This window comes from Xylanibacter brevis ATCC 19188, assembly GCF_000621725.1.
Classification (GTDB): domain Bacteria; phylum Bacteroidota; class Bacteroidia; order Bacteroidales; family Bacteroidaceae; genus Prevotella; species Prevotella brevis.
In genome coordinates, this window is the sequence record NZ_JHXM01000014.1 from 92,028 (window position 1) to 106,664 (window position 14,637).

Here is a 14,637-nt window from a genome sequence, read left to right on the forward strand (position 1 = left end):
TCTTAACTGCCATAGGTACCCGACATAACCTCCCCTTGGGGAGGCATAAAAAGTAGTGAACCTGGAAAGTCGCATAGGCCTTTCCAGGTTCACTAGATTTTTAAAAGCCCCTCCCTTTGGAGATGCGTCGGGAGGAGACGCCAGACTAAAGTTTCTCGCCATAACACAGGTCACCGCAATCACCGAAGCCCGGAACAATGTATTTCTGTTCGTTCATGCCTGGGTCGATGGCGGCGCACCAGAGTGAGGTATCCTCGGGCAGGTTGCTCTTCAGCATCTCAACACCTTCGGGCGTGCCAATCACACTGGCAATATGAACACTGGCGGGCTTGCCGGTCTTCAACAGAGCCTGATAGGCTGCTACCATCGAACCACCGGTGGCCAACATGGGATCAACGATGATGAGCGTCTTGCCCTTGACCGATGGCGAAGCCAGGTATTCCGTATGCACGCCCACCTCTGTATGCTCACGATTCGTGTACATACGATAGGCCGAGACGAAGGCGTTGGCAGCATGGTCGAACACTCTCAAAAAGCCCTCGTGGAAAGGCAGACCGGCACGCAGCACAGTGGCCAGGACCACCTCGTCCTTCACGAGAGGTATATCGATAGTACCTAAAGGTGTAGTAACCGTTTTCGTCTTGTAGGTTAACGTTTTAGAAATCTCATAAGCCATCATCTCGCCAATGCGCTCGATGTTATTGCGGAACAGCAAACGGTTCTTCTGATAGCTCTTGTCGCGAATTTCAGCCATGAAATGGTTCATGACGGAATTCTGTTCACTGAAATTAATGATGTTCATAGTGTAAGCTTTAAAATTGAGGACAAAGATACAAAACCCATTTTAATTTTGTAAACTCCGCGTGCCAAAAAAGCAGCAAAACACTTTATTTTTTGATACTTTAACCAAAAAAAGCTTTGTGCGCGCACAAATAAGTAGCTTGATTCAAGTAGCAATTCTGAATTTATTCGTAACTTTGCACCCGTAAAAAGAATCACACATAGTAATTTTTAAATATTTAAGAAAGAAAAATGGCAAAGTTAGATTTAACGCAGTATGGCATCACCGGTTCTACCGTGATTGCTCACAATCCTTCGTATGAGACTCTGTTCGCAGAGGAGACTAAGGCTGAGCTGACTGGCTATGACAAGGGTCAGAACACTGAGCTGAACGCTGTTAACGTGATGACAGGTATCTACACCGGCCGTTCACCTAAGGACAAGTACATCGTTTGCGATGCACAGAGCAAGGACAAGGTATGGTGGACTTCTGAGGAGTATAAGAACGACAACCACCCCATGAGCGAGGACGTATGGGCAAAGGTTAAGGAGATCGCCGTTAAGGAGCTCTGCAACAAGAACCTGTATGTAGTTGACGCATTCTGCGGTGCTAACGAGGGTACTCGTCTGGCTGTTCGCTTCATCGTTGAGGTAGCTTGGCAGGCACACTTCGTTACAAACATGTTCATTCAGCCCACCGCTGAGGAGCTGGAGAACTTCAAGCCTAACTTCGTAATCTATAACGCCTCTAAGGCAAAGGTTGAGAACTACAAGGAGCTGGGTCTGAACTCAGAGACTTGTGTTGCCTTCAACACAACAAGCCGCGAGCAGGTTATCATCAACACATGGTACGGTGGTGAGATGAAGAAGGGTATGTTCTCAATGCAGAACTACTACCTCCCCCTGCAGGGTATCGCTTCAATGCACTGCTCTGCTAACACCGACATGGAGGGTAAGAACACCGCTATCTTCTTCGGTCTGTCTGGTACAGGTAAGACCACTCTGTCAACCGATCCTAAGCGTCTGCTGATTGGTGACGACGAGCACGGATGGGACGACGAGGGTGTATTCAACCTCGAGGGTGGTTGCTATGCTAAGGTTATCAACCTGAGCAAGGAGAACGAGCCCGACATCTACGGTGCTATCAAGCGCAACGCTCTGCTGGAGAACGTAACTGTTGACGCAGAGGGTAAGATCGACTTCGCTGATAAGAGCGTAACTGAGAACACTCGTGTTTCTTATCCTATCGATCACATCGAGAAGATCGCTCAGAAGGTAAATGGTAAGAGTGCTGGTCCTGACGCTAAGAACGTTATCTTCCTGTCAGCTGACGCATTCGGCGTACTGCCCCCAGTATCTATCCTGACTCCCGAGCAGACCAAGTACTACTTCCTGTCTGGTTTCACAGCTAAGCTGGCTGGTACAGAGCGTGGTATCACTGAGCCTACTCCTACATTCTCTGCTTGCTTCGGCCAGGCATTCCTCGAGCTGCACCCCACAAAGTACGCTGAGGAGCTGGTTAAGAAGATGGAGAAGAGCGGTGCTAAGGCTTACCTCGTTAACACTGGTTGGAACGGTACCGGCAAGCGTATCTCTATCCCCGATACACGTGGTATCATCGACGCTATCCTGGATGGCAGCATCCTGAAGGCTCCCACCAAGAAGGTTCCTTTCTTCGACTTCGAGGTTCCCACAGAGTTGCCTAACGTTAACTCTGGCATCCTGGATCCCCGCGACACTTACGCTACTGCAGCTGAGTGGGAGGAGAAGGCTAAGGATCTGGCTGCTCGCTTCATCAAGAACTTCAAGAAGTACGAGGGTAACGAGGCTGGTAAGGCACTTGTTGCTGCTGGTCCAAAGCTCTAAAACAGCGAAACAGCGCTGTAAAGGCGCTTGTTTAGGGCTAAAAATTGAAAGATTTGTTAAATCCTTCACAATAGAAGAGGTAAGGCTTTGCTTTACCTCTTTTTTTTGTATCTTTGCAACACCAAAAAACCTTTAAACCATTTATCATGAAGAAGAGTCGCAGTTTCGTCCTGCTACTGATGAACGTTTTACCCTCTCATCAACTGTGCCTTATTGGTGCTGCTATGCTTTTATTTCTTTCGGCTTGCAATCGCCCTCTGGTCCCTTTTGCAGCTGAAAACGGAGTTGATTCTATCTGGGCTGACTCTGCCTACCAACGGGCAAAGAAAGCCGAATTCTACTATAACAACAATCTTAAAGACTCACTGTTCAAACAGGTTGCAGAAGACATGGCCTTTGACAAGGAGCATCAACAATGGAACTGGTACTACTATTCCTGGATGCTGCTGGTCAACAAGTGCACCTTCAGCGGCGATGTCAAGCGCGCCCTGGAGGAGTCGAACCTCATGCACTCTGATGCCACCGAGCGCAACAACGCCTATGGTCTGGCACTGGCCAAATACGCCATGGCCCTGGTCTATGCCTGTCAGGAGAACTATGAAGAGGCCACCATCGGCTTTGAAGAGGCTCTGAGGCGCTATCCGAAGGACTGCGACCCCTCGGTGCTGTTCGTCATCTACTATTACTACAGCAGCACACTGGAGGAGAAGCACGACCTGAAAAGCAACGAGGAAGTGCTCACACTGTGGAAGGCCACACTTGACAAGACTTTCCAGGAAAGCGATAAATACGACGACACCAAAGCGCTGTGGCTCTATCAATACTATAAGGCCCTCTTCGGCTTTCACTTCTCGCAGCAAGACCTGGCACAGGCCACCGACGACCTTGACTCCATGCAATACTACGTGGAGCACAGCGGCAACACCGTCTTTGGTGTAGCCTACGTCACAAGTTCACGTTCAAAGCTGGCATTGGCATCGAAAGACTATGCCACAGCCATTGCATATAATAATAAGGAATACGCAGAAAGTAAGAAGCTCGGTCCTACGATCTACATGAAAGCTGTGGAACGCCGTGCAGAGATTCTGGAGGCCATGGGCATGTATCGCGAAGCGCTCAAACTGAGAAACGAGTTCGACCGCTTGAAAGACTCGCTCAACCAGGCCGACAGCCAGCACGAGTTGAACGAGATGGCCAAGCGCTATGAACTGGACGAACTGCGCACGCAGCAGGAGAAAGAGAAAGACGCCCTCAAACAGCGCCAGATGAACTTCATCAAGGCCTTTGCCGCCATCCTCTTCTTCATCATGCTGGTAGTCAGCATCATCCGTCACCGCTCAAGACTGCGTTTGGCACAAGAGCACCAGAAGTTGACCGACGCCTATAAGCAGTTGACCATCGCCAACGAGAAGGCCGAGGAATCGTCGAAGATGAAGACGATGTTCATCAAACAGATGTCGCACGAGATTCGTACGCCACTCAACATCCTCTCGGGCTTCACACAGGTGCTGACCTCAACCGACGTTGAACTGGACGAAGAGACACGTGCCGAGGTGAACGAACGAATCACGAAGAACACCGCACGCATCACCGAACTGGTCAACAAAATGCTGGAGCTCAGCGATGCCAATAGCACATCGGTCATCGAGAAGAATGACACCATCACCGTGGAGCAGATCATCATCAGCGCCGTAGAGTCTGTAGGCATGTCATCCTACAAGATGATTGACTTCCGCACAGAGATAGCCCCCGAAGCCAACAATAAGACGCTGCTCACCAACTACGACCAGTCGGTGAGAGCACTCTCGCTGATTCTGGCCAACGCCCGCAAGTTCTTGCAGAAGCCCACAGGCGAGGCCAACGGTCAGTCTATTGGTAAGATTCGCCTGAAGGCCGATCTCCAAGCCGATAACCTCATCGCATTCGCCGTCGAAGATTCTGGCATTGGTGTGCCACCATCGGAGGCCGAACACATATTTGAAGAGTTCGTTCAGTTGGATTCCTACTACGAAGGTATGGGAATTGGACTCACTGTGGCTCGCAGTATAGCACGAAGACTGGGTGGCGACATCACCCTCGACACCACCTTTACAGGCGGCGCAAGGTTCATTATGACGCTTCCTTTGAGTTAATAAGTGTCATTTTTGTACCTATAAATCTTTATTTATTTAAAATCGTGTTATAAATGTGTTAAGAAATGTGTCTTAACGATACAACTGAAAGAAATTCTTTGTACCTTTGCATCCGTAGTCGAGATGACTATACACGTTATTCATTAGGTTAGTAGTTAATAGATTTAAGGTAAAGATTATGTTATTAGATTTTCCGACGGTCATGTAAGTTTAACCAATTGGTGACTTGCATCCGTTGAAAGGAGCGCGGGGTGAGTGATTCATACCGCGCTCTTTTTTTATTTATTTTTGAAAGAACACAGCATGGAAAAACACTAAAACAACTTAAAATAGAACAAAGAATGATATTTTTTCATTAATAATAAGGTGAAAAAGTACAATAATTGAGGAATTGTTTTTACCTTTGCACCTAAATTGTTTAAACAATAAGAAATGAAAAGAGTTTTTAGGAACCTTGGCGTTCTGCTGGTGGCACCCATGTTGCTTGCCTCATGTCTGGGCGATGGCGACACGGAAGAAATAACCCCACACAGCGATGTGGCCATCACATCCTTCACCTTGGGAACGCTGAATAGAGACACCCATACCACCTCGTCAACGACAGGCAATGATACAATCATCAGGACCACGTTGACTGGCTCTGACTATAAAATGACCATCGACCAGCTGGGACATCAGATTTATAATCAGACGTCTCTGCCACTGGGTACAGACATCAAGCACGTTGTTTGTACTGTAGTGTCGAAGAACAGTGGATGGATCACGCTGAAATCCATGACCAGCGATTCTTTGTCATGGTACAGCTCTACAGACTCTATCGACTTCTCACAGCCACGCACATTCCGCATCTTCGCGATTGACAATTCGGGCTATCGCGACTACACCGTGACGCTGAACGTCAACAACACCGAAGGACTGGACTTCGGATGGACCAAGATGAAGGACGACGCAGCCCTCGCTGGTTGGACAGCCAAGAAACTGGTGCCTTTCGCTGACACCGTCAAGCTGGTAGATGATGGTGTGGTGATGAGAGCTGGCAAGGGCTATCGCATCAACGGTCAGGGTTATGTAGAGGCGTCAGAAGATCTGGAGAACTGGTCGCTGGCCGATGGCGTGGTCTATACCAATGCCAATCTGAAACAGCTCCTGGGTGCCAGCAGCAAAGAACTGTATGCACTGGGTAACGACGGCATGCTGAAAGTTTCTGCTGATGCCTATGCAAAAGACTGGACCAATGAGACACTCGACGAAGCTGCCTCGCTGCTGCCTGCCAATAATATCGCCATGATCAGCTGGCCCTATGCCTCTGCCAACAATACCGACTATGTCCTGATGGTTGGCGATGCTTCGTATGCCAACAACCAGACATCCGTATGGCGCAAGCTGAGCTGCTACGACACAGAAGCCAACAACAAGTGGGTGTTCATGGGACTGGATGACAGCAACCGCTACACGCTGCCTATACAAGAGCACCTGTCGCTGACCTGCTACAACGGTCACGTACTGGCCATTGGCGATGCCAAGACCATCTACGAGAGCCGCGACCAGGGCCTCACCTGGCGCGAGGAATCCATCTATCAGTTGCCCACATCCGTGCAGGGCACGCAGTTCAGCATGACCACCGACTCGCAGGGACGCCTTTGGGTGATTACCAATAGCGGAGAACTGTGGAAAGGCTATAAGAAATAAAAACGAAAGGAGACAAGGCTTTTGACGATGCGAATCCTGATTCTCACCACTTGTCTGCTGCTGGGCGTCCTTGGGACAAAAGCGCAGGAAGAACCTGAATACCGCATGGAAATAGGTGCTGGAGCAGGTGCACAGAGTTACGTGGGCGATTTGGATGCCAACCTGCTCAGAGGACAGAACGCCATGGCAGGAGTGGTGGCAAAATACAAGCCAAACCCTCGCACCGCATGGGCCGCCAACCTGCGTTTTGGCAAACTGGACGGTTCTTCATCCAATGCGGAGACCGTCTATCCCGTGCTGAACGGAGAGGCATGGAACTTCAAGACTAAGACGGTGGACTTTGACGTCACCTTCGAATACAACTTCTGGCCCTACGGCACAGGACAGGAATACCACGGTGCACGTCCCTTTACGCCCTTCATCGCACTGGGCATGGGACTCACCTTTGCCAATGCCGACGTCACCGGCCTCGACAACTTCAAGAAGTCATCGACCGGTTTCCAGATGCCTTTCGGCATAGGCGTGAAATATAAGGTTGCCAACCGCCTGAACCTATCAGCAGAATGGCTGATGCACTTCACAGGCACCGACAAGCTCGACGGACTGGCAGACCCCTACGGCATCAAGAGCAGCGGCCTCTTTAAGAACACCGACTGCTACAGCACCTTGCAGCTGTCACTTACCTACGACCTATGGACGAAGTGTAAGACCTGCATGAATGACGACGATTAACAATGAAATAACGATAAGCATTATGGAATATGCATTAGATATGACGCGCATCCCCCAGCACATTGCCATCATCATGGACGGTAATGGCCGTTGGGCCATGGAACGTGGCAAGGAGCGCACCTACGGCCACCAGGCCGGAGTGGAAACCGTGCGCCGCATCACCAAGGAGTGTGTACGATTGGGTGTGAAGTATCTCACGCTCTACACCTTCTCTACGGAAAACTGGAACCGCCCTACCGACGAGGTGGCAGCCCTGATGGGACTGGTACTGACCTCGCTTGAGGACGAGATCTTCATGAAGAACAACGTTCGTTTCCGTGTGATAGGCGACCGCAGTCGCATTCCTGCCGAAGTCAACAAGAAGCTTGACGAGACCGAACAGCATACAGCCAACAATAGCGCTATGACCATGGTCGTAGCGCTGAGCTACTCTTCAAAACTTGAGATCGTCAAAGCCACTCAGAGCATCGCTCAGCAGGTGAAAGACGGTCTGCTCAAGGTCGAGGATATCAACGAGACCACTATCGACCAGAACCTATGGACCAACTTCATGCCCGATCCCGATCTACTGATTCGTACGGGCGGCGAGGTGCGCATCTCTAACTATCTGTTGTGGCAGATTGCCTATTCCGAGTTGTATTTCTGCGACACCTACTGGCCCGCCTTTATGGAGGAAGACCTGCACAAGGCCATCGGTAGCTTCCAGCAGCGCCAGCGCCGTTTCGGCAAGACCGAAGCCCAGGTAGAAGAAGAGGATGTGAAGAATGAAAAGTGAACTGTAAAGATGAATAATAAGATCATATATAATATGGTGAAGAAAGGCATGAAGAAGACCAAACTGATGCTCTGCGCAGCATTCCTCCTTCTGCAGGCTCCACTATTCACTATAAATGCACAGAACGTCATTGTCAACCCCGATATCTCTTATGCGGGTACACCACGCCAGTGCACCATCGGTGGCATCAGAACCGAAGGTGTAGAAGGCTATGAGGACTATGTACTCATCAACCTGTCTGGACTTTCTGTTGGTCAGCAGATTGAAGTGCCTGGCGCTGAGATCACCGAGGGTGTGAAACGCTACTGGAAGCACGGACTGTTCTCAAAGGTGTCTATCACCGCCGACTCTATCGTGGATTCGCGCGTTTATCTGTGCATCCATCTGGCTCTGCGCCCACGTATCTCTGCCATCCACTACACGGGTGTGAAGAAGAGCGAGCGCGAAGACCTCGAGTCGAAGCTGGGCATGGCAAAGGGCATGAGTCTGACCAAGAACCTTGTTGACCGTGCAAAGATTCTGGCCAAGAAATATTTCGACGACAAAGGCTACAAGAACGCCGAGATTGAGATCACCCAACATGACGACGTGACTGGCAAGAATCAGGTTGTACTGGATGTAAACATCGACAAGAAAGATAAGATGAAGATACGTCACCTCATCCTGGATGGCAACAAGCAGCTCTCTGACACCAAGATTAAGGGTAGCCTGTTTAAGAAAGGTGCCTTCGGCAAGATTCATGAAGCTGGCAAACTGTCTTCTTTCCTGAAGTCCAAGAAGTTCACCCCCGAGCGCTATCAAGAGGCGAAAGAAAAGCTCATCGAACGCTACAACGAGCTGGGATTCCGCGATGCCACTATTGAGGAAGACTCTATCTGGAACAACGACGAGAAGCACCTCAACATCTACTTGAAGATTGACGAGGGACAGAAATACTATCTACGCAACATCTCTTGGGTGGGCAACACCGTGGTAAACACTGACTATCTGGATGCCGTGCTGGGCATGAAGAAGGGCGACGTGTACAACCAGAAGTTGATGGACAAGCGTCTGAAGACCGACGACGATGCCGTGGGCAACTACTATTATAACAATGGTTATGTATTCTCGAGCGTTGACCCAACTGAAATCAACATCGTTGAAGACTCTATCGATATTGAAGTACGCATCCACGAAGACCGTCAGGCCCACCTGAGCCACGTACGCATCTTTGGTAACGACCGCCTCTACGAAGAGGTCGTACGTCGTGAGCTGCGCACCAAACCCGGTGACCTGTTCAACAAAGAGGCCTTGACACGTTCTTACCGCGATATCGCCTCAATGGGCTACTTCGACCCTGAGGCCATCGACCCGAAGGTGGAACCCAACTACGAAGACGGTACTGTAGATATCAACTGGAACCTGGAACAGAAATCAAACGACCAGTTGGAACTCTCACTGGGTTGGGGACAGACAGGTATCATCGGTCGTGTAGGTATCAAGTTCAACAACTTCTCGCTACGCAACCTCCTGGGCAAGAACAAGCTGCACCGCGGCATCCTGCCTGCAGGTGATGGCGAGCAGATCGGCCTCAGCTTCCAGACCAACGGTCGCTACTACAGTTCGCTGAGTGGTAACTATTCTACCGGCTGGTTTGGCGGCAAGCGTCCTAACGCCTTTAACATTGGTGCCTACTACTCTAAGCAGAGCGACGTATCGAGCAACTACTATAACCAGTCATGGATGAACAGCTATATGTTGTCATCTCAGGGTTTAGGCATGTATAATGGTGGCTACTTCAACAACTACGAGAGCTTCCTTGACGACGACAAATACGTGAAACTGTTCGGACTTTCTGTTGGATGGGGTAAGCGTCTGCGCTGGCCCGATGACTACTTCCAGTTCTCGGCCACCCTGGCCTATCAGCGCTACATGCTGAAGGACTGGCGTTACTTCCTTATCTCTAACGGTAACTCCAACAACCTCAACCTGTCGCTGGCACTCACACGAACATCGACAGACAACCCCCTGTTCCCACGTCATGGTTCAGAGTTCTCGCTTAGCGTAACTCTTACCCCACCCTGGTCACTCTTTGACGGCAAGGACTACAAGAACCTGGCACTGGCATCAACTTATGAGAATGACCAAGAGCGCTACCAGGCCGAACAGCAGGAGAAATACCGCTGGGTGGAGTATCATAAGTGGAAGTTCAAGAGTCGCACCTATACAGCCCTCACCGGCGGTCAGAAGTGCTTCGTGCTGATGACCCGCGTAGAGTTCGGTTTGCTGGGTGCCTACAACCAGCATAAGAAGTCACCCTTCGAAACCTTCTATGTGGGTGGTGACGGTATGAGCGGCTACAGCACCAGTTATGCCGAGGAGACCATCGGTCTGCGCGGTTACGAGAATGGTTCGCTCTCTTACTCTGCCAACGTGAAGGCTGGCTCTACCGGTGGCTACGGCTACTACGATGCCTACGCCTATGACCGCTTCACGCTGGAGCTTCGCTATCCCTTCATGCTGGGCAATACCACCATCTACGGTCTGACATTCCTCGAAGGAGGTAATGCCTGGGCCAACACCCGCAGTTTCAATCCCTTCGACATGAAGCGTTCGGCCGGTATTGGTGTGCGCATCTATCTGCCAATGGTTGGTCTGATGGGTATCGACTGGGCCTACGGCTTTGACAAGGTGTATAATGGCTCTGGATGGAACAAGGGTGGCAGCCAGTTCCACTTCATCCTTGGACAGGAGTTCTAGGGAACTGAGAGGGTGCGGCTTTGCCGCAAGATGAGAGGTGAGAACTGAGAGGTGAGAACTGAGAGGTGAGAGATATGATTAGATTATGCGTCTGACTCTTCCCTTGAAAAGTCGCCTGAAAGAAATAAAGTAATTGTGGAACTATCAACAATGAATATGATGAAAAAACTAATTATCCTAATGATTTGTGCTGTATGCGGGCTTTCAACGGCCTCAGCACAGAAGTTTGCCTTGGTAGATATGGACTATATCTTCAAGAACATCCCTGCCTATGAGCGCGCCAACGAGCAACTCTCACAGGTATCTAAGAAGTGGCAGGCCGAAGTTGACGCTTTGACCACCGAGGCACAGACCATGTATAAGAACTATCAGAACGAGGTAGTCTTCCTCTCAAAGGAACAAAAGAAGGCCAAGCAGGATGCTATCATGGAGAAAGAGAAGCAGGCTGCCGACCTGAAGAAGAAATACTTTGGACCCGAGGGCGAGCTGTTCAAGAAGCGCACCGCCCTCATGACTCCCATTCAGGACGAGGTCTATAATGCCATCAAAGATGTGGCCGACTTCCGCGGCTACCAGCTGGTGCTGGACCGTGCCAGCGACACCGGCATCATCTTCGGTTCACCCAAGATCGACATCAGCGATGAAGTGCTGAAGAAGTTGGGCTACACCTATTAAACGAAAACATTAAATTAATAAAATCATAACAACAATGAAAAAGATTATTCTTTGCGCTATTTGCGCCATCTGCAGCTTCACCGCTGCATCAGCACAGAGTGCTCCCAAGTTCGGACACGTAAACACTCAGGAGATCATCCAGGCTATGCCCGAGTTCACCGCTGCCCGCACCGAGATCGAGAAGCTCACACAGCAGTATGAGGCCGACCTGAAGTCTATGCAGGAAGAGCTGCAGAAGAAGGCTGAAGCTTTCGAGAAGGAAGAGGCTACTCTGCCCGAGAACATCAAGACCCGTCGCAACCAGGAGCTGCAGGACCTCTACCAGCGCATTCAGCAGACCTATCAGGACAACCAGCAGGCTCTGGGCAAGGCTCAGCAGGAGAAGATGCAGGTGATCCAGACCAAGGTGCTCGACGCCATCAAGGCCGTTGGTCAGGAGGGTGGCTATGTATATATCATGGACACCACTGCCGGTATCCCCTTCATCAGCACCACACTGTCAACCGACGTAACCGCTTCTATCAAAGCTAAGCTGGGTCTGAAGTAATGAAGAAATTCCTGTTATTAATCATGATGATGGTGTCGCTGCCTCTTCTGGCTCAGGAGAGTAGCGACACCACCACCGTTGTTCCTCGCCAGCCTGTCATCTGCATTGGCTATCTGAGCTACGACGCAGCCCTGACCGCCATGCCCGAGTACGGCAACGTACAACAGCAGGTGAAGGATCTGCGTGCAGCCTACGAGGCCGAGATGAAGCGTGTGGAGAAAGAGTTCAACACCAAGTACGAGGCTTTCCTCGACGGACAGAAGGACTTCCCCCGCACCATTCTCTTGAAGCGACAGACCGAACTGCAGGAGCTCCTGGAGCGCAACCTCCAGTTCAAGAAGCAAGGACGCGAAGATATCCAGAAGGCAGAGCGTGAAGCCATGGCTCCCCTTCAGCTCAAACTGAAAGAGGCTATTGCCAAGGTGGCACAAGAACAAGGACTGGCCCTCGTGGTGAATACCGACTCAAATGCCTGTCCATTCATCGAACCCCAGATGGCCGTTGACATCACCCTCGACGTCAAGGAACTACTGAATCAAACAAAATGAAGCTTCCCTCCACAGCCGGTCCCATCGGCATTTTCGATAGCGGATATGGCGGACTGACCATCCTGCATGGCATCCGTCAACTGCTGCCCGAGTACGACTACTTGTATCTCGGCGATAATGCACGTGCACCCTACGGTCCACGTTCGTTCGATGTAGTCTATGAGTTCACCAGACAGGCTGTGCTGCGACTTTTCGAGATGGGCTGCCACTTGGTCGTACTAGGGTGTAACACGGCCTCAGCGAAGGCGCTACGCACCATTCAGCAGGTCGATCTGCCACAATGGGATGCCGACCGTCGTGTGCTGGGCATCATCCGCCCCACTGCCGAGGTCATTGGCTCGCTCACCCAGAGCCGCCACGTAGGCGTGCTGGCCACCGAAGGCACCATCAAGAGCGAGAGCTATAACTTAGAAATTCACAAGCTGCATCCAGACCTCACCGTCTCGGGTGTGGCTTGTCCTTTTTGGGTACCACTGGTAGAGTATAACGAGGCCGACAGTCCGGGTGCCGACTACTTTGTGAAGAAGCGCATTGACCAGATCATGCGCCTCGACCCGCAGATAGACACCATCATCCTCGGCTGCACGCACTACCCGTTGCTGATGCCCAAGATACTGAAATACCTACCCTCAGGCGTCCGTGTCGTCCCACAAGGTGAGTATGTGGCCGACAGCCTGAAGCACTATCTGCAGCGCCATACCGACCTAGACAGCCTCTGTTCGAAAGGCGCCACAGTCCACTATCTCACCACCGAGAATCCCCAGAAGTTCAAGGAGCAAGCGCAAATCTTCCTCCACGAACCCGTAGAGGTGGAAAACATCACCCTCGGCTGAGGCTCTTTATCGAGTAACAACTAACCAATAATAACGTACATTTTAATGAAAAAGAATCTATGGATGCTTACCGCCATCCTGATGACCTGCGGTATTTTGTTTTTCACTTCGTGTTCAGATGATGACAACACAACCGTTCCCGATGTCATAGAACAGCAACTGCAACAGATGACCCTCCGCGAGAAGATTGGTCAGATGTTCATGACCCGCATCGAGTCGCTCGACACCACCATCCACACCCATGACTATGCGCCCATAAAGACACAAGAGGTCAATCAGACGATGACCAACGTCAATGCCGATTATCCCGTTGGTGGCATCATCCTCTATGCCCACAACATCAACGACGAGACACAGCTGACACATTTCGTTTCACAGATACGCCGCTTTAAGGGTGCACCTATGCTCTGCATCGACGAGGAAGGCGGTCGCGTGGCACGCATCGGCAACAACCCCAACTTCAACGTTGATAAGATACAGCCCATGGGCACCATCGGAGCCACAGGCGACCCACAGCAGGCTTACAACGCTGCCAACTACATTGGTACTTATCTGTACCGCTATGGCTTCGACGTAGACTTTGCACCCGTTGCCGACGTCAACACCAACCCCGACAATATCGTCATTGGCGCACGTGCTTTCAGCGACGACCCCGAAGTGGCCGCCACAATGGTTGTCAGTTATCTGCAGGGACTGAAAGACGCAGGCATCACCGGATGTATCAAGCACTTCCCCGGTCATGGCGACACCAAGGCCGACACGCACTATGGCTACGCCCAGTCACTGAAGACCTGGGACGAGATTAGCAACTGCGAGATGATACCCTTCCGTGCAGGTATCAACTGGGGCTGTCAGCTCATCATGACTGCTCACATCTCACTGCCCAACGTATCAGGAGCCGACATGCCCTCTACCCTCTCCAGCTACATTCTGCAAGACAAGCTTCGTAAGGAGATGGGCTATAAGAACGTCATCGTTGCCGACGCCATGGAGATGGGAGCCATCACTCAGCAGTACAACAACGTAGAAGCCACGCTGCTGGGCATACAGGCAGGCCTTGACATCATCCTCAACCCCTACAACCTTGTAGAGGCCTTCGATGCCGTTGTCGATGCCGTCAACAAGGGCACCATCAGCGAAGCGCGCATCGATGAGAGCGTGCGACGCATCCTGAAGCTGAAGCAGAGCCTGCGTCAGCCCACCAGCAAGAAATAAGCATTCGTACATCCCACAACGGGGTGTTGACACCCCCATCATAAAAGCCTGACTTTCCCGTAACGAAAGTCAGGCTTTCAAGTAAGCAAGCTCCAGGTTTCAGGGC

At 51.0% G+C, this 14,637-nt stretch carries 12 protein-coding genes; 11 read left to right on the forward strand and 1 reads right to left on the reverse strand.

All coding sequences use genetic code 11. From position 1 onward, the window contains the following. Window positions 1-145: 145 nt before the first annotated feature. Window positions 146-802 (reverse strand): uracil phosphoribosyltransferase, encoded by a 657-nt coding sequence (upp, locus tag T433_RS0109215; RefSeq protein ID WP_027455597.1) that lies wholly within the window; start codon window positions 800-802, stop codon window positions 146-148. Window positions 803-1,032: 230 nt separating this feature from the next. On the opposite strand from upp, the gene pckA reads away from it, so the two are divergent. From pckA to T433_RS0109270, 11 genes are all read left to right on the forward strand, one after another. After that, on the forward strand, window positions 1,033-2,646 hold the full coding sequence (gene pckA, locus T433_RS0109220) for a phosphoenolpyruvate carboxykinase (ATP) (RefSeq protein ID WP_027455598.1): 1,614 nt from the start codon (window positions 1,033-1,035) through the stop codon (window positions 2,644-2,646). A 146-nt stretch (window positions 2,647-2,792) separates the two neighbouring features. Then, window positions 2,793-4,778 (forward strand): sensor histidine kinase, encoded by a 1,986-nt coding sequence (locus T433_RS0109225; protein WP_027455599.1) that lies wholly within the window; start codon window positions 2,793-2,795, stop codon window positions 4,776-4,778. Window positions 4,779-5,210: 432 nt separating this feature from the next. Next, on the forward strand, window positions 5,211-6,467 hold the full coding sequence (locus T433_RS0109230) for a DUF6242 domain-containing protein (RefSeq protein WP_027455600.1): 1,257 nt from the start codon (window positions 5,211-5,213) through the stop codon (window positions 6,465-6,467). Between the two features lie 27 nt (window positions 6,468-6,494). Next, the gene (gene porG, locus T433_RS0109235) at window positions 6,495-7,199 is read left to right on the forward strand and encodes a type IX secretion system protein PorG (RefSeq protein WP_027455601.1); all 705 of its coding nucleotides are present in this window, start codon (window positions 6,495-6,497) and stop codon (window positions 7,197-7,199) included. Between the two features lie 22 nt (window positions 7,200-7,221). After that, entirely contained in the window at window positions 7,222-7,974 is a 753-nt protein-coding gene (locus tag T433_RS0109240; RefSeq protein ID WP_027449382.1) for an isoprenyl transferase, read from the forward strand. Window positions 7,975-8,040: 66 nt separating this feature from the next. Further along, the gene (locus T433_RS0109245) at window positions 8,041-10,713 is read left to right on the forward strand and encodes a BamA/OMP85 family outer membrane protein (RefSeq protein ID WP_027455602.1); all 2,673 of its coding nucleotides are present in this window, start codon (window positions 8,041-8,043) and stop codon (window positions 10,711-10,713) included. A 159-nt stretch (window positions 10,714-10,872) separates the two neighbouring features. Beyond that, entirely contained in the window at window positions 10,873-11,388 is a 516-nt protein-coding gene (locus T433_RS0109250; protein WP_044109612.1) for an OmpH/Skp family outer membrane protein, read from the forward strand. A 34-nt stretch (window positions 11,389-11,422) separates the two neighbouring features. Then, entirely contained in the window at window positions 11,423-11,935 is a 513-nt protein-coding gene (locus T433_RS0109255; protein ID WP_027449385.1) for an OmpH/Skp family outer membrane protein, read from the forward strand. Further along, window positions 11,935-12,483 carry an OmpH/Skp family outer membrane protein gene (locus T433_RS0109260; RefSeq protein ID WP_027449386.1) on the forward strand — a complete coding sequence of 183 codons (549 nt, stop codon included), beginning with the start codon at window positions 11,935-11,937 and terminating at the stop codon, window positions 12,481-12,483. The genes T433_RS0109255 and T433_RS0109260 overlap by 1 nt, the downstream gene beginning before the upstream one ends. Then, on the forward strand, window positions 12,480-13,316 hold the full coding sequence (gene murI / locus T433_RS0109265; protein WP_027455603.1) for a glutamate racemase: 837 nt from the start codon (window positions 12,480-12,482) through the stop codon (window positions 13,314-13,316). Before T433_RS0109260 ends, murI begins: the two co-directional genes overlap by 4 nt. A gap of 45 nt (window positions 13,317-13,361) precedes the next feature. Continuing rightward, window positions 13,362-14,531: a glycoside hydrolase family 3 protein gene (locus tag T433_RS0109270; protein WP_027455604.1), complete on the forward strand. Its 1,170-nt coding sequence runs from the start codon at window positions 13,362-13,364 to the stop codon at window positions 14,529-14,531. Window positions 14,532-14,637: the final 106 nt, after the last annotated feature.